Source organism: Mycobacterium paraffinicum, from assembly GCF_001907675.1.
Classification (GTDB): Bacteria; Actinomycetota; Actinomycetes; order Mycobacteriales; family Mycobacteriaceae; genus Mycobacterium; species Mycobacterium paraffinicum_A.
In genome coordinates this window covers 19120-36826 of record NZ_MPNT01000048.1, presented here as the reverse complement: position 1 = coordinate 36826, position 17707 = coordinate 19120, and the positions used below count along the sequence as shown (strand labels likewise).

Below are 17707 nucleotides of genomic sequence, written 5' to 3'. Positions count from 1 at the left end.
GCGGGGGCGGCGGTTGTTGCGGCGGAGACGGCGTCACGACCGGCCGGGGCGGGGCCAAGTTCTGGGCGGTGGGCGGCGGTGGCGGCGGCAGTTGCGGCGGCTCCGGCGGGACGGTTTCCCCCAGGGGCAACGCGCCGCAGCCCGCCAGACACACACCGCCCGTCGGCGCCCGCGACGCGGCGCCGATCACGTGCAACGACCCCGGGAAGGGATTCGCCATGGCTTGCAGGGAAGCGATCTTCGATTGATTGTTCGGGCAGTAGGCCTCGACCGCGGCGGAGATGAACCGGGCGATGGTGCGCGCGACGCGGTCGGCCGGGTATTGGCCGTCCGGCGAGTTGGCTTTGAACGCCCGTTCCCTCATGTCGTTGACCACGCCGTCCACCGGCATTCCGCCGTCGAGTTGGCGACAGACTCGATGGGCCGTGGCGATGAGGCTAGGCACGTTCTCTAGGGCGGGGATGCCCTTCTGGTCGAGCAGCGCCACGAACTGGTCGTCCGGGTTGGGGTCGGCCGCCGCGGCGCCGTGGGGGAGTAACACGACGCCGATCAGCACCACGATGGCCGCGACCAGTGCGCCGGCGCGGCTGGTGGTGCTGGTGAACATGGCTGGGTTCCGTTCTGCCGGCACCATCATATGCCTCCGGTCCCGCTCGCGGCACCTCGGCGGCGCGTGCGACGTCAAACACCGGGCGGCCGCGCAAGGGGGGTGGAAACGGTTGCGGCGCAATGGCAACGCTCTCGCGGTCGAAACCCCCGCCGGCGGCGGATTGCCGGTCAGCCGCCCTTGGAGATCGTGTTGCCCGAACCGAGGTTGTCGACCTTGGGCTCGCCGTCCTTGTAGGTAATGGTGTTGTCGAACCCGATCACGCTGATCCGGGTGTCGACCTTGTCCAGGGTGATCTTGTTCTTCGCGCCGCCTACGGTCACCGTCGTGCAGGAGCCGGTGATGGTGAGAGTGTTGTCCGAACCGCCCACGTTCAGCGACTTGCCGCTGGCGCAGTCGAGCGTCGCGGTGGTGCCCATCGATCCGTAGTTGAGCGTGTTGCCGATCTCGACCGAGGCGGTGGTGCTGGCCCCGCCCGACTGCGTCGTGGTGGCCGCCCCGGCGCTTGTCGTCGTAGTCGGGCTGCTCTTGGTCGTCGTGCTGGAACCCCCGGGCGGGTTGGCCGTCGAACTGCAGCCGGCCAATAACACGGCCGCGACGGCCGGGGCCACGGTGAACGCGATCAGCCCCGAGGGGCGGTCAAAGATGCGGGCGGACAATGTTCCTCGATTCCCCTCGATTGGATGGTGATGTGGTGTCGGACCTAATCGGGCACCTGCTGGAGCCGGTTGGTCATGCCCAGTTCTCGGCCGCGGTCCCAGAGGACCGGCGCACCGTTGTGGAAGAACACCGTCTGGTCGTAGCCGTAGACCGTGATGTCGTGCGAGACCGAATCGGCGACGACGGTGTTGGACGAGCCCATCACCGTCACCGCATAGCAGTTGCCCAGGGCGGTGATGTTGTTGAAGGAGCCGTTGACGAACAACGTGGCGTCGTTGCAGTCCAGTGTCTGCTGGATGCCCTGCCCGGTGATGTGGGTGTCGCCGTTCTTGGCGTGCGCCGCGGGGACCGGGGCCGCGGCGACGGTGATGACACAGGTGGCCAGCGACCCGGCGACGGTCGTCCAGTGCACTGCGGGCCCCCTTGGTGACGGGTGATCTGCGACTGACATTACGTCCATCCGGCCATGGCTGAAATAGTTTCGCGGCCGGCGTCAACTAGAGTCATTAGTTAAGCATTTTGATGATCCCAAGCGAAGGGCCCGCCATGGCAGCTCAGCCCGAAACGCCGACGGCGGCCGGGCGCCCGCGCGCGGGGAGGGCCGGCTCTCGCCCGGCCAAGCTGAGCCGCGAGGGCATCATCGACGGCGCGCTGACCTTCCTGGACCGGGAGGGCTGGGACGCCCTCACGATCAACGCGCTGGCAACGCAGCTCGGCACCAAGGGGCCGTCGCTGTACAACCACGTGGACAGCCTGGAGGACCTGCGCCGCGCGGTGCGCATCCGCGTCATCGACGACATCATCACGATGCTCAACAGGGTCGGCGAGGGCCGCGCCCGCGACGACGCGGTGCTGGTCATGGCCGGCGCCTACCGCAGCTACGCCCATCACCACCCCGGCCGGTACTCGGCGTTCACCCGGATGCCGCTGGGGGGTGACGACCCGGAGTACACCGCGGCCACCCGGGGCGCGGCTGCGCCGGTGATCGCGGTGCTGTCCTCCTACGGCCTCGACGGCGACGAGGCCTTCTATGCGGCCCTGGAGTTCTGGTCCGCGCTGCACGGCTTCGTGCTGCTGGAGATGACCGGTGTGATGGACGACATCGACACCGACGCGCTGTTTTCGGACATGGTGCTGCGCCTTGCCGCGGGTCTGGAGCGGCGCGTCACCCACGGCGGCGCCAACGGTTGACGGCCGCTTTGACCTGCAAGACCGGCGGCGGGTATTGTGGAGGCTCGTGCCTGGCGGCTTACGGCGCCTAACCGTAAGGAAGTGGATGCCGGGCGAATTCGCATGTCCACGATGCATCGGATCCTTCTCCGGTGCGCAACGCGTGCGACACACCCGGCCGCGGGGTAGTGCGACCGGACATAACTGCAGTACGAAGACTTGAAAACCGCCGACAGACACCCGACACGAACACAGAAAGCCTCCTAGATGCCAACCATTCAGCAGCTGGTCCGCAAGGGTCGCCGCGACAAGATCGCCAAGGTCAAGACCGCGGCCCTGAAGGGCAGCCCGCAGCGCCGTGGCGTATGCACTCGCGTGTACACCACCACCCCGAAGAAGCCGAACTCGGCGCTTCGTAAGGTAGCGCGCGTCAAGCTGACGAGCCAGGTCGAGGTCACCGCCTACATTCCGGGCGAGGGCCACAACCTGCAGGAGCACTCGATGGTGCTGGTGCGTGGTGGCCGAGTGAAGGACCTGCCCGGCGTGCGCTACAAGATCATCCGCGGTTCGCTCGACACCCAGGGCGTCAAGAACCGCAAGCAGGCCCGCAGCCGTTACGGCGCCAAGAAGGAGAAGAGCTAATGCCGCGCAAGGGGCCCGCGCCAAAGCGTCCGCTGGTCAACGACCCGGTCTACGGTTCGCAGCTCGTCACGCAGCTGGTCAACAAAGTCCTGCTGGACGGGAAGAAATCGCTTGCCGAACGCATTGTTTATGGTGCGCTCGAACAAGCTCGTGAGAAGACCGGCACCGACCCGGTGATCACTCTCAAACGCGCAATGGACAACGTCAAGCCTTCCCTAGAGGTGCGGAGCCGCCGCGTGGGTGGTGCGACGTATCAGGTTCCGGTCGAGGTGCGACCGGACCGCTCGGTGACGCTGGCCTTGCGCTGGCTGGTCAGCTTCTCCAAGCAGCGTCGCGAGAAGACCATGGTCGAGCGGCTGGCGAACGAGATCCTGGACGCCAGCAACGGCCTGGGTGCCGCCGTCAAGCGACGCGAGGACACCCACAAGATGGCCGAGGCCAACCGCGCCTTCGCGCACTATCGCTGGTAGGGGCCGGGCCGGCTCCAACGGGCGAAGTGGCCGGGCGCAAACAAGACAGCGAACCAAGCAATCGAAAGAGTGGGAAGACTTCTGTGGCACAGAAGGACGTGCTGACCGACCTGACCAAGGTCCGCAACATCGGCATCATGGCGCACATCGACGCCGGCAAGACGACGACGACCGAGCGCATCCTCTACTACACCGGTATCAGCTACAAGATCGGTGAGGTGCATGACGGCGCCGCCACCATGGACTGGATGGAGCAGGAGCAGGAGCGGGGGATCACCATCACCTCCGCGGCCACTACCTGCTTTTGGAACGACAACCAGATCAACATCATCGACACCCCCGGGCACGTCGACTTCACCGTCGAGGTGGAGCGCAGCCTGCGCGTGCTCGACGGTGCCGTCGCCGTCTTCGACGGCAAGGAGGGTGTCGAGCCGCAGTCCGAGCAGGTGTGGCGACAGGCCGACAAGTACGACGTCCCGCGGATCTGCTTCGTCAACAAGATGGACAAGATCGGCGCCGACTTCTACTTCTCCGTGCGCACCATGGAGGAGCGCCTCGGCGCCAACGTCATCCCGATCCAGCTGCCCGTCGGCTCCGAGGGTGACTTCGAGGGCGTCGTCGACCTGGTCGAGATGAAGGCCAAGGTGTGGAGCGCCGAGGCCAAGCTCGGCGAGAAGTACGACGTCGTCGACATCCCGGCCGACCTGCAGGAGAAGGCCGACGAGTACCGCACCAAGCTGCTCGAGGCCGTCGCCGAGACCGACGAGGCGCTGCTGGACAAGTACCTGGGCGGTGAGGAGCTCACCGTCGAGGAGATCAAGGGCGCGATCCGCAAGCTGACCATCAGCTCGGAGGCGTACCCGGTGCTGTGCGGCAGCGCCTTCAAGAACAAGGGTGTCCAGCCGATGCTGGACGCGGTCATCGACTACCTGCCCTCGCCGCTGGACGTGCCGCCGGCCGTCGGCCACGCGCCGGGCAAGGAGGACGTCGAGGTCATCCGCAAGCCGTCGACCGACGAGCCGTTCGCCGCGTTGGCGTTCAAGGTGGCGACGCACCCGTTCTTCGGCAAGCTGACCTACGTCCGGGTCTACTCGGGCAAGGTCGACTCCGGCAGCCAGGTCATCAACGCCACCAAGGGCAAGAAGGAGCGGCTGGGCAAGCTGTTCCAGATGCACTCCAACAAGGAGAACCCGGTGGAGACCGCGTCGGCGGGTCACATCTACGCGGTGATCGGCCTGAAGGACACCACCACGGGCGACACCCTGTGCGACCCGAACGACCAGGTCGTCCTCGAGTCGATGACCTTCCCGGACCCGGTCATCGAGGTGGCCATCGAGCCCAAGACGAAGAGCGACCAGGAGAAGCTGTCGCTGTCGATCCAGAAGCTCGCCGAGGAAGACCCGACGTTCAAGGTGCACCTGGACCAGGAGACCGGCCAGACCGTCATCGGCGGGATGGGCGAGCTGCACCTGGACATCCTGGTCGACCGCATGCGCCGCGAGTTCAAGGTCGAGGCGAACGTCGGTAAGCCGCAGGTGGCCTACAAGGAGACCATCAAGCGCGCCGCGAACAACGTCGAGTTCACCCACAAGAAGCAGACGGGTGGCTCGGGCCAGTTCGCGAAGGTGATCATCAACCTCGAGCCGTTCACCGGCGAGGACGGTGCGACCTACGAGTTCGAGAACAAGGTCACCGGTGGCCGCATCCCCCGGGAGTACATCCCGTCGGTGGACGCCGGGGCGCAGGACGCCATGCAGTACGGCGTGCTGGCCGGCTACCCGCTGGTGAACCTCAAGGTCACCCTGCTCGACGGCGCCTTCCACGAGGTCGACTCGTCTGAGATGGCGTTCAAGATCGCCGGCTCGCAGGTCCTGAAAAAGGCTGCGCAGCAAGCACAACCGGTGATCCTGGAACCGATCATGGCCGTCGAGGTCACCACGCCCGAGGACTACATGGGCGACGTGATCGGCGACCTGAACTCCCGCCGTGGCCAGATCCAGGCCATGGAGGAGCGGAGCGGTGCACGCGTCGTCAGGGCGCACGTGCCGCTGTCGGAGATGTTCGGCTACGTCGGCGACCTGAGGTCCAAGACCCAAGGCCGGGCGAACTACTCCATGGTGTTCGACTCGTACGCCGAAGTGCCGGCCAACGTGTCGAAGGAGATCATCGCGAAGGCGACGGGTCAGTAGGAAAGCCCTCGGAGTAACCTTGCCGGGTCACTGGATCGCCCTGTGCGCGGCACAACTGAAAACACCAACACTGCTTTAACGAGCACCAACAAGTCCAGGAGGACAACGAAGTGGCGAAGGCGAAGTTCGAGCGGACGAAGCCGCACGTCAACATTGGGACCATCGGTCACGTTGACCACGGCAAGACGACGCTGACCGCGGCTATCACCAAGGTTCTGCACGACAAGTACCCGGACCTGAACGAGTCCCGCGCGTTCGACCAGATTGACAACGCGCCCGAGGAGCGTCAGCGCGGTATCACCATCAACATCTCCCACGTGGAGTACCAGACCGACAAGCGCCACTACGCGCACGTCGACGCCCCGGGTCACGCCGACTACATCAAGAACATGATCACCGGCGCCGCCCAGATGGACGGCGCGATCCTGGTGGTCGCCGCGACCGACGGCCCGATGCCGCAGACCCGCGAGCACGTGCTGCTGGCGCGTCAGGTCGGCGTGCCCTACATCCTGGTCGCCCTGAACAAGGCCGACATGGTCGACGACGAGGAGCTCCTCGAGCTCGTCGAGATGGAGGTCCGCGAGCTGCTGGCCGCCCAGGAGTTTGACGAGGACGCCCCCGTCGTGCGGGTCTCGGCGCTCAAGGCGCTCGAGGGTGACGCCAAGTGGGTCGAGTCCGTCGAGCAGCTGATGGAGGCCGTCGACGAGTCCATCCCGGACCCGGTCCGCGAGACCGACAAGCCGTTCCTGATGCCGGTGGAGGACGTCTTCACGATCACCGGTCGTGGCACGGTGGTCACCGGTCGTGTCGAGCGCGGCGTGATCAACGTGAACGAGGAAGTCGAGATCGTCGGCATCCGCCCCGCCAGCACCAAGACCACGGTCACCGGTGTGGAGATGTTCCGCAAGCTGCTCGACCAGGGCCAGGCCGGTGACAACGTCGGTCTGCTGCTCCGCGGAATCAAGCGCGAGGACGTCGAGCGCGGTCAGGTCGTCACGAAGCCCGGCACCACCACGCCGCACACCGAGTTCGAGGGCCAGGTCTACATCCTGTCCAAGGACGAGGGCGGCCGGCACACGCCGTTCTTCAACAACTACCGTCCGCAGTTCTACTTCCGCACCACCGACGTGACCGGTGTGGTGACGCTGCCGGAGGGCACCGAGATGGTGATGCCCGGTGACAACACCAACATCTCGGTCAAGCTGATCCAGCCCGTCGCCATGGACGAGGGTCTGCGGTTCGCGATCCGCGAGGGTGGCCGCACCGTGGGCGCCGGCCGGGTCGTCAAGATCATCAAGTAGGGCCAGTTCGCCATAGAGCCCGGATTGCCGCCTTCGGCAATCCGGGCTTTATGCGTTTTACCGGGACCGACGCGGGTGGCTCCGCTACGATTCCGTGATAAGGGAGTCGGGGGAAGACGGCCGGGAGGTTAGATGTCCTTCGTATTCACGACGCCTGAGTACGTCGCCGCGGCGGCGTCGGACCTTGCCAGGATCGGCTGGACGATCACGTCGGCCAACTCGATGGCGCTGGGCCCGACGTCGAACGTGCTGGCGCCGGGTGCCGACGAGGTGTCCGCCAGCATCGCCACCCTGTTCGGCGCGCACTCCCAGGTGTACCAGGCGCTCAGCGCGCAGGCGGCGGCGTTCCACCAACAGTTCGTCCAGCTGATGAACGGCGGCGCGGCGCAGTATCTCGCCGCGGAAGCGGCCAATGCCTCGCCCCTGCACAGCGCGGCGGCGCCCGCGTCGATGGCGGCGCAGCTGCCCGCGGTGTCGGCCGCGGGTGGGTCGGCGCCGGGCGTGCCGGCGGGGCCAGTGGCGTCGGCGATCGGGCCCGCTTCCGCGCTCGCGGGCGCGCAGGCGCAGGCCGGCCAGACGGCGGCCGCGGCAGCGGCGGGACCGGCGGCGGTGGCCCCGGGCACCACATCGGCGACGCCGGTGCGGATGGTGACGCCCGCCTACACCCCGGCCGCCGCCACGCAGTCCGCTCCGACGACGGCACCGGCACCGCTGAACCCGCTCGCGACCGCGCCGGCGCAGGTCGAGACGCCGCAGGCCGCGGCGGCCCCGGCGATGCCGGTGTCGACCGGCACGCCGGTGAAAATGGTGTCGGCCCACTCGCCCGCCGCAGCGCCGACCGCGGGGTCTTCGGAGCGCCCGGCACCGACGGTGATCCCCAAGATCGACTGACGCCCGCCCGGTTTGCGCGTATGGCGCGCGCGGCGCCAGCGCGGGAGCTAACCTGGCACGAAAATCCCCAGCCAGGGTAAGGAGACACTCGTGTTGGCGCGCTATCTCAAGGCACAGTTGGTGGTTTTGCTGTGTGGCGGCCTGGTGGGGCCGATTTTCCTGGTCGTCTACTTCACCCTCGGGCTCGGCAGCCTGCTGCAGTGGATGTTCTACGCCGGCCTGGTCGTCACGGTCGCCGACGTGCTGATCGCGCTCGCGTTGGCCAACTACGGCGCGAAGTCGTCGGCGAAGAACGCGGAACTCGAGCAGACCGGCGTGCTGGCACTGGCCCAGATCACCGGGGTCACCGAGACGGGCACCTGGATCAACAACCAGCAGGTGGTGAAGGTGCACCTGCACATCGCGGGGCCCGGCTTTCTGCCGTTCGACAGCGAAGACCGGGTGATCGCCAGCGTGACCCGGCTCGGCAACCTGTCCGCCCGCAAGCTGGTGGTGCTGGTCAACCCCACCACCAACGAGTACCGGATCGACTGGGAGCGAAGCGCTTTGGTCAACGGCCTGGTCCCCGCGCAGTTCACCGTGGCCGAAGACAACACGACCTACGACCTGAGCGGCCAGGCCGGCCCGCTGATGGAGATCCTGCAGATCCTCAAGGCCAACAACGTTCCGCTGAACCGGATGGTCGACATCCGGTCGAACCCGGCGCTGCGCCAACAGGTCCAGGCGGTGGTGCGCCGTGCGGCCGAACAACAGGCGCCGGCGGCCCAGCCCCAGCCGGCCACCGCCGGGGGGCCGACACCGGCGGCGACGCCGCCGCAACCGTCGATCGCTCAGCGGCTCCAGGAGCTCGAGACCCTGCGCGCCAGCGGCGCGCTCACCGACCAGGAATACGACAGCCGGCGGGCCCAGATCATCGCCGAAATCTGACCGGCGGGCGAGTTAGAACAGGTTCCAGTTTCGCTGCTAGCCTTGCCTCGTGGCTGATTCACTGCAAGGCCGGGTGGCATTCATCACCGGCGCCGCCCGCGCCCAGGGCCGCTCGCACGCGGTGCGGCTCGCCCGCGAAGGCGCCGACATCATCGCGCTCGACATCTGCGCGCCCGCGTCGGAGAGCATCACCTACACGCCGGCCACGCCGGAGGACCTCAGCGAGACCGTCCGGCTGGTGGAGGCTGAGGGCCGCAAGGTCTTGGCCCGCGAGGCCGACGTCCGCGACGACGGCGCGCTGCGCCAACTGGTGGCCGACGGCGTCGAGCAATTCGGCCGGCTCGACATCGTGGTGGCCAACGCCGGTGTCTTGAGCTGGGGCCGGCTCTGGGAGCTCACCGACGAGCAGTGGGACACCGTGATCGGGGTCAACCTGACCGGTACCTGGCGCACCCTGCGCGCCACCGTGCCCGCGATGATCGAGGCGGGCAACGGGGGCTCGATCATCGTGGTCAGCTCGTCGGCGGGGCTGAAAGCCACACCGGGCAACGGCCACTACTCGGCTAGCAAGCACGGGCTCACCGCGTTGACCAACACGCTGGCCATCGAGCTCGGCGAATACAACATCCGGGTCAACTCCATCCATCCGTACTCCATCGACACCCCGATGATCGAGCCGGAGGCCATGATGGAGATATTTGCCCGGCACCCCAGCTTCGTGCACAGCTTCCCCCCGATGCCGTTGCAGCCCAACGGGTTCATGTCACCCGACGAAGTGGCCGACGTCGTGGCGTGGCTAGCTGGGGACGGGTCGGCCACGGTGACGGGCACGCAGGTCCCCGTCGACAAGGGCGCGTTGAAGTACTGATCGGTGGTCGTGGTATGAACTCCACGTGACGGCTAGCAAAGGAATAGTGATCGTCGGTGGCGGTCTGGCCGGCGCCCGGACCGCCGAGCAGCTTCGCCGAGCGGGTTACGCCGGCAGCGTCACGATCGTCAGCGACGAGGTGCATTTGCCCTACGATCGCCCGCCGCTGTCAAAAGAGGTGCTGCGCAAGGAGGTCGACGACGTCGCCCTCAAGCCCCGTCAGTGGTACGACGAGAACGACATCACCTTGCGGCTGGGCGCGGCGGCCACCGGCCTGGACACCGACGCGCAGACGGTGACGCTGGCCGATGGCTCGGTGATCGGCTACGACGAACTCGTCATCGCGACCGGTTTGGTGCCGCGGCGCATCCCGGCGCTGCCGGACCTCGAGGGCATCCGGGTCCTGCGCACGTTCGACGAGAGCATGGCGCTGCGTGAGCACGCGTCCTCCGCGCAGCGCGCCGTCGTCATCGGCGCCGGTTTCATCGGCTGCGAGGTGGCGGCAAGCCTGCGCAGCCTCGGCGTGGACGTCGTGTTGGTCGAGCCGCAGCCGACGCCGTTGGCGTCGGTGCTCGGCGAGCGGATCGGCGAACTGGTCGCGCGCCTGCACCGCGAGGAGGGGGTCGACGTCCGCCTCGGCGCCGGGGTGGCCGAGGTGCGCGGCGACGGGCGGGTGGACGCCGTGGTGCTGACGGACGGCACCGAGCTGGCGGCCGACCTGGTGGTCATCGGCATCGGGTCGCACCCCGCGACCGGTTGGCTCGAGGGCAGCGGCGTCGCGGTCGACAACGGCGTCCTCTGCGACGAGGCCGGGCGGACCAGCGCGCCGAACGTGTGGGCGCTCGGCGATGTCGCCTCCTGGCGCGATGCCACGGGACACCAAGCGCGCGTGGAACATTGGAGTAACGTCGCCGACCAGACCCGCGTTGTGGTGCCCGCGATGCTGGGGCAGGACGTGTCGTCGTCGGCCGTCGTCGTCCCGTACTTCTGGAGCGACCAGTACGACGTCAAGATCCAGTGCCTCGGCGAACCCGAAGCCACCGACACCGTCCACCTCGTGGAGGACGACGGCCGCAGGTTCCTGGCGTACTACGAGCGCGACGGGGTGCTCGTGGGCGTGGTCGGCGGCGGGATGCCCGGCAAGGTCATGAAGGTGCGCGCGAAGATCGCCGCCGGCGCGCCCATTTCGGACGTGCTGGGCTGAGCCCTAGCGCCAGTGCACCGGCGGGCCGTGTGGATGGCATTCGCCGAGAATCTCGAGTTCGCCGCCCGGCCAGTGCCGCGCCCGCACCAGGAACCGGATCGGCGCGTCGGGCGCGTCGCGCGCCGGCTCCAGCGTGAGGTGCACGAGCGGCGACCGTTCGTCGGCCCGCTCGCCCAGCGCGCGGACCCTGGTGCGGACAGTGTCCCGCTCCTCCTGGGTCAGGTATTGCCACGTGATCGAGTGCCACAGCACCGTCAGCGCGCCCGCGGCCAGCGTCAGGCCGGCGACCGCGTCGGCCGCCGACAGGCGCTGCAGCCGGGCCGGCACCCGGCGGGCGACCTCGACGGCGCCCCGCAGCCGCTCGAGCCGGGCGGTCTGGTCGGGCCACACGTAGCTCAACACGGTGAGTTCCCCGTCGGTCGCGGTGACATCGATGGGCGCGATGTCGAAGCCGTGGCGCTCGACGATCCGCACCCCGCCGCCGGGCGGCAGCGTGCCGCGCCACGCGTCCTCGATGGTCACGGGCGAGTCGCCCGGACCCCACTGGCCGTCGGCGAACCGGTAGCGGTAGTGGTCGGCGCGCAGGTTGAGCCCCGCGCTGGAGCCGATCTCGAAAAGCCTGATGGGCAAATCGGATTCACTGTTTGCGCGCAGCAAGCCACCGATCAGCGCGGCGGATCGGCCGACCTCGTTGGTCTGCGGCGGTTGGCGCAGGGCGGCGCGCAGCGCGTCGGCGTGCTCGGCCGCGACGCCCTCGATTTCCGGCCAGGCCGCCTCGGCGTCCCAGTTGCCCCCGGTGCTGGGGTACCACCGGCGCAGTAGCCGCGCCCGGCCGTCGAGCACCAACCGGTGCAACCCGCCGAGCAGACGCAGCGGCACCGCAAGGCGGGCGGGGTCCTCCTCGTGCCCGGACAGGATCGTCGCGAACACGCCGCCCGACTCGACGTCGCGGGCAACCAGCTCGAAAAGCTCGCCGTACATCGGGGACCCGGAGCGGGCGCAGAACCTGCCTTGCGCGCGCAGCGTGTGCAGTAGGTGGTCGGCGGTCACCGATCCAGGCCGTCCAGCCCGGCGCCGACGACGTCGAACGCGTTGCCCAGCGCGGCCGGCAGCGGGACGGACTCGTCGCCGAGCCAGTGCTCGTAGGCGGCCAGCGCCACCCCGAGCATCGTCCAGGCGGCGGTCTGGGGCAGCAGGTCCGTCGTCTTGAGGTCCGATCGGCGGGCGACGAATCCGGCGATCACCTCGCGCCAGCCCGCGTACATCGTCATCGAGTAGGCCTGCAGCTCGGCGGTCTGCAGGATCACCCGCATCCGCTGGCGGTGTCGCGCCGTCTCGGACTCGTCAAAGGTGTTGAACGCCAACAGCGCATCGCGCAGCGCCTGCCCCAGCGGTATGTATGGATCGACGTTGTCGAGCAGATCGCGCAGGCGCGCGAGGTGGGCGTCGAAGTCGCCCCAGGGGATGGCGTTCTTGGAGGCGTAGTAGCGGAACAGCGTTCGCCGGGAGATGCCGGCGGCCTGGGCGACGTCGTCGACGCTGACGTCGGCGAACCCGCGGGCGCTGAACAGCTCGATGGCGACGGCGGTGATGTGGTGCGGTGTGGTCGAGCGGCGACGGCCCACCCGCGGCTGCGGCACCATGAGACCCGCCCTTCCATTTCGGCACTCGATGCCATATTCTGACGAAGCTTGTGACTCGATCCCCATCGTTGTCAAGAACCGACGAAAGGCAATGACCCGTGGACCACGAAACCGAGACCGAGACCCAGCTCGTCACCGAGACCCTGGTCGAAGAGGTGTCCATCGACGGCATGTGCGGGGTCTACTGACCCCCGTGTTCGACCCCGACCGCGGCTGGCGGTTGCACCCGCAGGTGGCGGTTCGACCCGAACCCTTCGGGGCGCTGCTCTACCACTTCGGCACCCGCAAGCTGTCGTTCCTGAAGAACCGCACCATCCTCACGGTGGTGCGGTCGCTGGCCGACCATGCCGACGTTCACTCCGCCTGCCGCGCCGCGGGGGTGGACGCCGCGGGGGAGGCGCCCTATCTGCACGCGCTGGGCGTGTTGGCCGATTCGAAGATGTTGGTACCCCAGGAGGCCCCATGACAGCCACCGTGCCGCGGCTCATCGAGCAGTTCGAGAGCGGCCTGGACGCGCCCATCTGCCTGACGTGGGAGCTGACGTACGCATGCAACCTGGCGTGCGTGCACTGCCTCTCGTCCTCGGGTAAGCGCGATCCGCGCGAGCTCTCCACCCGTCAGTGCATGGACATCATCGACGAGCTGGAACGCATGCAGGTGTTCTACGTGAACATCGGCGGCGGGGAGCCCACCGTCCGGCCGGACTTCTGGGAGCTGGTCGACTACGCCACCGCGCACCACGTCGGGGTGAAGTTCTCCACCAACGGTGTCCGCATCACCGAAGAGGTCGCCGCCCGGCTGGCCGCCAGCGACTACGTCGACGTCCAGATCTCGCTCGACGGCGCCACCGCGGAGGTCAACGACGCGATCCGCGGTCCGGGATCCTTCGCCATGGCCGTGCGCGCGCTGGAGAACCTGGCCGCCGCCGGTTTCAAAGACGCGAAGATCTCCGTCGTGGTGACCCGGCACAACGTCGACCAGCTCGACGACTTCGCCGCGCTCGCAAGCCGTTACGGCGCCACCCTGCGGATCACCCGGCTGCGGCCCTCGGGGCGGGGCGCGGACGTCTGGGAGGAGCTACATCCCACCGCCGCCCAGCAGGTCCAGCTGTACGACTGGCTGGTGGCCAAGGGTGAGCGGGTGCTCACCGGTGACTCCTTCTTCCACCTGGCGCCGCTGGGGTCATCCGGGGCGCTGGCCGGCCTGAACATGTGCGGCGCCGGCCGGGTGGTGTGCCTGATCGACCCGGTGGGCGACGTGTACGCCTGCCCCTTCGCCATCCACGACCGCTTCCTTGCCGGAAATGTGTTGACCGACAACGGGTTCGACAACGTCTGGAAGAACGCCCCGCTGTTCCGCGAGCTGCGTGAGCCGCAGTCCGCCGGCGCGTGCGGCAGCTGTGGGCACTACGACGCCTGCCGGGGCGGCTGCATGGCGGCCAAGTTCTTCACCGGCCTGCCGATGGACGGGCCGGACCCCGAGTGCGTCCAGGGTCACAGCGCGGCGGCGCTGGCCCAGCGGCGGGAGACACCGCGCCCCCGCGCCGACCACTCCCGCAAGTCCGGCGGCCCAGTACCCTTGACGCTTTCTCGGCCGCCCGCGCGGCTGTGCAACGAAAGCCCCGTGTAGACCGTGGCCGGCCAGTGGTTCGAAACCGTCGCCATCGCGCAGGAACGCGCGAAACGGCGACTGCCTAAATCCGTCTATTCGTCCCTGATTTCCGCGAGCGAAAAAGGGGTCACGGTCGGCGACAATGTCGCGGCGTTCAGCGAACTCGGTTTCGCGCCCCACGTCGTCGGCGCGCAGGAAAAGCGGGACCTGTCGACCACCGTTATGGGTCAAGATATTTCACTACCCGTCATTATTTCGCCCACCGGTGTCCAGGCGGTCGATCCGGACGGGGAAGTGGCCGTGGCGCGGGCCGCCGCGGCGCGCGGAACGGCAATGGGACTGTCCTCGTTCGCGAGCAAACCCATCGAGGAGGTCGTCGCCGCCAACCCCAAGGTCTTCTTCCAGGTGTACTGGCTTGGCGGGCGGGACGCGATCGCCGAGCGGGTGGAACGGGCCCGCCAGGCCGGCGCGGTCGGCCTGATCGTCACCACCGACTGGACCTTCTCCCACGGCCGCGACTGGGGCAGCCCGCAGATCCCCGAGGAGATGAACCTGCGGACCATCCTGCGGCTGTCGCCGGAGGCGATCACGCGCCCGCGGTGGCTCTGGAAGTTCGGCAAGACCCTGCACCCGCCCGAGCTGCGGGTGCCCAATCAGGGGCGCCGCGGGGAGCCCGGCCCGCCGTTCTTCGCGGCCTACGGGGAGTGGATGGGCACGCCGCCTCCGACGTGGGAGGACATCGCGTGGCTATGCGAACTGTGGGGCGGCAAGTTCATGCTCAAGGGCGTGATGCGCGTCGACGACGCGAAAAGGGCTGTGGACGCGGGGGTTTCGGCGATCTCGGTATCCAACCACGGCGGCAATAACCTGGACGGCACGCCGGCGTCGATCCGGGCCCTGCCCGCGGTGGCCGCCGCGGTGGGCGATCAGGTGGAGGTCCTGCTCGACGGCGGCATCCGCCGCGGAAGCGACGTCGTCAAGGCCGTGGCGCTGGGCGCGCGCGCGGTGATGATCGGCCGGGCCTACCTGTGGGGCCTGGCGGCCGCCGGCCAGGCCGGCGTGGAGAACGTCCTCGACATCCTGCGCGGCGGCATCGACTCGGCGCTCATGGGACTTGGTCACGCCGGCGTCGGAGACCTCGGCCCGGACGACATCCTGGTGCCGCCCGGCTTCACCCGGGCGCTCGGTGTGCCGCCCGCCGGGAACGCCTGAGCAGCTAATCACCGATATCCGGGCCAGATTTGTCCGGAATGGTTGGCGGCCCGCAAACCGTGGTACAAGCGTGGTGCCCGTGACGAACGAGCACAAATTTCGAACGCCCGATGAACCAGCCAGAAAAAAATAGTTTTCACCGGACAACAATTGGTGCACGCCAGGTGAATTCGTCCTACCATCACCGAGTGCCCGTACTCGGCGAATTGGCGGTGGCTACATCGAGCCAGCTATCGGGCACCTCGCCGTCGATATTGGTCCCGCTCGGGTCCACCGAACAGCACGGTCCGCACCTGCCGTTGGACACCGACACCCGCATCGCCACCGCGGTCGCGCGCGGCGCGCGGGCCGGTTTGCAGGGCGACTGGTGGGTGGCGCCGGCGATCGCCTACGGCGCCAGCGGCGAGCACCAGAGCTTCGCCGGAACGATCTCCATCGGTACCGAAGCCCTGACCACGCTGCTGGTGGAGTACGGCCGGTCGGCCGCGGGCTGGGCGCGGCGCCTGGTCTTCGTCAACGGTCACGGCGGCAACACCGCCGCGCTGACCGCGGCCGTGACCCGGTTGCGGACCGAGGGCCGCGACGCCGGCTGGTGCCCATGCCTGGCCGGGGGTGCCGATGCCCACGCCGGTCACACCGAAACCTCGCTGATGCTGCACATCTCGCCCGACGACGTGCTGACCGATCGGTGGCTGGCCGGCAACCGGGCTCCGCTGCCCGAATTGCTGCCGTCGATGCGCCGCGGGGGAGTCGCCGCGGTCAGCCCGGTCGGTGTGCTGGGGGATCCGACCACCGCGACCGCCGCCGAGGGCGAGCGCATCCTCGACGAGATGGTGGACGGCTGTGTCCGTCGAGTGGCCCGCTGGTCGCCCGGGCGCGACGGAATGCTGGCATGAGCGCACCCCGGCTGCCCGACGGCTTTGCCGTCCAGGTCGATCGCCGTGTCCGGGTGCTGGGCGACGGCTCGGCGCTGCTCGGTGGTTCGCCGACCCGGCTGCTGAAGCTGGCGCCGGCCGCCCAGGACATGCTCTGCGACGGCCGGCTGAAGGTACGCGACGACGTGAGTGCGCAGCTGGCCCGCACCCTGCTGGACGCCACGGTGGCGCATCCGCGGCCGGCGGGCGGTCCGTCGCACCACGACGTGACGGTCGTAATCCCGGTGCGGGACAACCTTTCCGGCGTGCGCCGCCTGGTGAGCTCGCTGCGCGGCCTGCGGGTCATCGTGGTGGACGACGGTTCGTCTCCGCCGATCGAGCCGGCCGACTTCGTGGGCGCGCACTGCGACGTCGAGGTGTTGCGGCACTCGCGCAGCAGGGGCCCGGCCGCCGCCCGCAACACCGGGCTGGCCGCCTGCACCACCGACTATGTCGCCTTCCTGGATTCCGACGTCGCGCCCCGGCGCGGGTGGTTGGAGGCGCTGCTCGGGCATTTCTGCGACCCCACCGTCGCGCTCGTCGCGCCTCGCATCGTCGGTTTGTCGCACAGCGAGAACGTGGTGGCGCGGTACGAGGCGGTGCACTCCTCGCTCGACCTCGGCGAGCGCGAAGCGCCGGTGCTGCCCCACAGCACGGTGTCCTACGTACCCAGCGCGGCGATCATCTGTCGCTGCGCCGCGCTGCGCGGTGTCGGCGGGTTCGACGAGACCCTGCAATCGGGCGAGGACGTGGACCTGTGCTGGCGGCTCATCGAAGCGGGTGCCCGGCTGCGCTACGAGCCCGTCGCGCTGGTCGCCCACGACCACCGCACCGAGCTGCGGGATTGGCTCGCGCGCAAGGCGTTCTACGGCGGTTCGGCGGCCCCGCTGTCGGTCCGCCACCCGGACAAGACGGCGCCGGTCGTGATCTCCGGCTGGGCGCTGATGACCTGGATACTGATGGCGTTCGGGACCAGCCTGTCCCAGCTGGCGTCCGTCATCGTCGCCGTGCTGACCGGCCGCCGGATCGCCAGGGCCATGCGGGGCGCCGAGACCTCGATCACCGACGTCGTGCTGATCGCGGGCCGCGGCCTGGGGTCGGCGGCGCTGCAACTGGCGTCGGCCCTGTGCCGTCATTACTGGCCGCTGGCGCTGCTGGCCGCCACGCTGTCGCGGCATTTCAGACACGTCGTGCTGGTCGCGGCCGTCATGGACGGCGTGGTGGACTGGCTGCGCCGTCGCGACGCCGTCGGCGACGACGCCGAACCGATCGGCCTGCTGACCTACCTGTTGCTCAAGCGTGTCGACGACCTGGCATACGGGCTCGGATTGTGGTGGGGTGTGCTGCGGGAGCGCAACCTGCGCGCGCTGAAACCGCAGATTCGGAGTTAGCCGCCAC

At 68.7% G+C, this 17707-nt stretch carries 20 protein-coding genes; 15 read left to right on the top strand and 5 right to left on the bottom strand.

Annotation, left to right across the window (positions count from 1 at the left end; translation table 11 throughout):
• The 3 genes from BRW65_RS28900 to BRW65_RS28890 form a co-directional block, all read right to left on the bottom strand.
• Positions 1-607: DUF732 domain-containing protein (locus tag BRW65_RS28900; protein WP_139273304.1), on the bottom strand; the 607-nt coding region annotated here is incomplete at its 3' end.
• 170 nt (positions 608-777) lie between these two features.
• Positions 778-1266, bottom strand: a complete 489-nt coding sequence (locus tag BRW65_RS28895; protein ID WP_432206467.1) for a DUF3060 domain-containing protein — start codon at positions 1264-1266, stop codon at positions 778-780.
• Between the two features lie 44 nt (positions 1267-1310).
• Positions 1311-1679, bottom strand: a complete 369-nt coding sequence (locus BRW65_RS28890; RefSeq protein ID WP_073880595.1) for a DUF3060 domain-containing protein — start codon at positions 1677-1679, stop codon at positions 1311-1313.
• A 134-nt stretch (positions 1680-1813) separates the two neighbouring features.
• Between BRW65_RS28890 and BRW65_RS28885 the strand changes: the two genes are divergently transcribed.
• The 9 genes from BRW65_RS28885 (at position 1814) to BRW65_RS28845 (ending at position 10929) form a co-directional block, all read left to right on the top strand.
• The gene (locus BRW65_RS28885) at positions 1814-2458 is read left to right on the top strand and encodes a TetR/AcrR family transcriptional regulator (protein WP_073880593.1); all 645 of its coding nucleotides are present in this window, start codon (positions 1814-1816) and stop codon (positions 2456-2458) included.
• 246 nt (positions 2459-2704) lie between these two features.
• Positions 2705-3079 carry a 30S ribosomal protein S12 gene (gene rpsL / locus BRW65_RS28880; RefSeq protein WP_007167812.1) on the top strand — a complete coding sequence of 125 codons (375 nt, stop codon included), beginning with the start codon at positions 2705-2707 and terminating at the stop codon, positions 3077-3079.
• Positions 3079-3549: a 30S ribosomal protein S7 gene (gene rpsG, locus BRW65_RS28875; protein WP_066999224.1), complete on the top strand. Its 471-nt coding sequence runs from the start codon at positions 3079-3081 to the stop codon at positions 3547-3549. Before rpsL ends, rpsG begins: the two co-directional genes overlap by 1 nt.
• Before the next feature lie 83 nt (positions 3550-3632).
• Positions 3633-5738, top strand: coding sequence for an elongation factor G (gene fusA / locus BRW65_RS28870; protein ID WP_073880591.1), 2106 nt, complete (start codon positions 3633-3635; stop codon positions 5736-5738).
• Positions 5739-5848: 110 nt separating this feature from the next.
• Positions 5849-7039 (top strand): elongation factor Tu, encoded by a 1191-nt coding sequence (gene tuf, locus BRW65_RS28865; RefSeq protein WP_007167815.1) that lies wholly within the window; start codon positions 5849-5851, stop codon positions 7037-7039.
• 132 nt (positions 7040-7171) lie between these two features.
• Positions 7172-7930 (top strand): PE family protein, encoded by a 759-nt coding sequence (locus BRW65_RS32735; protein ID WP_084188060.1) that lies wholly within the window; start codon positions 7172-7174, stop codon positions 7928-7930.
• 90 nt (positions 7931-8020) lie between these two features.
• Positions 8021-8857, top strand: coding sequence for an SHOCT domain-containing protein (locus BRW65_RS28855; RefSeq protein ID WP_073880589.1), 837 nt, complete (start codon positions 8021-8023; stop codon positions 8855-8857).
• Positions 8858-8906: 49 nt separating this feature from the next.
• On the top strand, positions 8907-9725 hold the full coding sequence (locus BRW65_RS28850; protein ID WP_073880587.1) for a mycofactocin-coupled SDR family oxidoreductase: 819 nt from the start codon (positions 8907-8909) through the stop codon (positions 9723-9725).
• Between the two features lie 25 nt (positions 9726-9750).
• Positions 9751-10929: an NAD(P)/FAD-dependent oxidoreductase gene (locus tag BRW65_RS28845; protein WP_073880585.1), complete on the top strand. Its 1179-nt coding sequence runs from the start codon at positions 9751-9753 to the stop codon at positions 10927-10929.
• A 3-nt stretch (positions 10930-10932) separates the two neighbouring features.
• Here the strand turns inward: BRW65_RS28845 and BRW65_RS28840 are convergent, their stop codons facing one another.
• Both BRW65_RS28840 and mftR read right to left on the bottom strand, forming a co-directional pair.
• Complete coding sequence (locus BRW65_RS28840; protein ID WP_073880583.1) at positions 10933-11979, bottom strand: DUF2332 domain-containing protein; 1047 nt, start codon at positions 11977-11979, stop codon at positions 10933-10935.
• The gene (gene mftR / locus BRW65_RS28835; protein ID WP_073880581.1) at positions 11976-12572 is read right to left on the bottom strand and encodes a mycofactocin system transcriptional regulator; all 597 of its coding nucleotides are present in this window, start codon (positions 12570-12572) and stop codon (positions 11976-11978) included. The genes BRW65_RS28840 and mftR overlap by 4 nt, the downstream gene beginning before the upstream one ends.
• Before the next feature lie 98 nt (positions 12573-12670).
• Between mftR and mftA the strand changes: the two genes are divergently transcribed.
• From mftA to mftF, 6 genes are all read left to right on the top strand, one after another.
• A complete protein-coding gene (mftA, locus tag BRW65_RS28830) occupies positions 12671-12760 on the top strand; it encodes a mycofactocin precursor MftA (protein ID WP_046186817.1) in 90 nt (29 codons plus the stop codon).
• Between the two features lie 5 nt (positions 12761-12765).
• The gene (gene mftB, locus BRW65_RS28825; protein WP_347876648.1) at positions 12766-13038 is read left to right on the top strand and encodes a mycofactocin biosynthesis chaperone MftB; all 273 of its coding nucleotides are present in this window, start codon (positions 12766-12768) and stop codon (positions 13036-13038) included.
• Positions 13035-14201 (top strand): mycofactocin radical SAM maturase, encoded by a 1167-nt coding sequence (gene mftC / locus BRW65_RS28820; RefSeq protein WP_073880577.1) that lies wholly within the window; start codon positions 13035-13037, stop codon positions 14199-14201. Before mftB ends, mftC begins: the two co-directional genes overlap by 4 nt.
• A 3-nt stretch (positions 14202-14204) precedes the next feature.
• Positions 14205-15395 carry a pre-mycofactocin synthase MftD gene (mftD, locus tag BRW65_RS28815; RefSeq protein ID WP_073880575.1) on the top strand — a complete coding sequence of 397 codons (1191 nt, stop codon included), beginning with the start codon at positions 14205-14207 and terminating at the stop codon, positions 15393-15395.
• Between the two features lie 164 nt (positions 15396-15559).
• Positions 15560-16291, top strand: a complete 732-nt coding sequence (gene mftE / locus BRW65_RS28810) for a mycofactocin biosynthesis peptidyl-dipeptidase MftE (protein ID WP_073880573.1) — start codon at positions 15560-15562, stop codon at positions 16289-16291.
• Entirely contained in the window at positions 16288-17700 is a 1413-nt protein-coding gene (mftF, locus tag BRW65_RS28805) for a mycofactocin biosynthesis glycosyltransferase MftF (RefSeq protein ID WP_073880571.1), read from the top strand. Before mftE ends, mftF begins: the two co-directional genes overlap by 4 nt.
• Positions 17701-17707 lie beyond the last annotated feature (7 nt).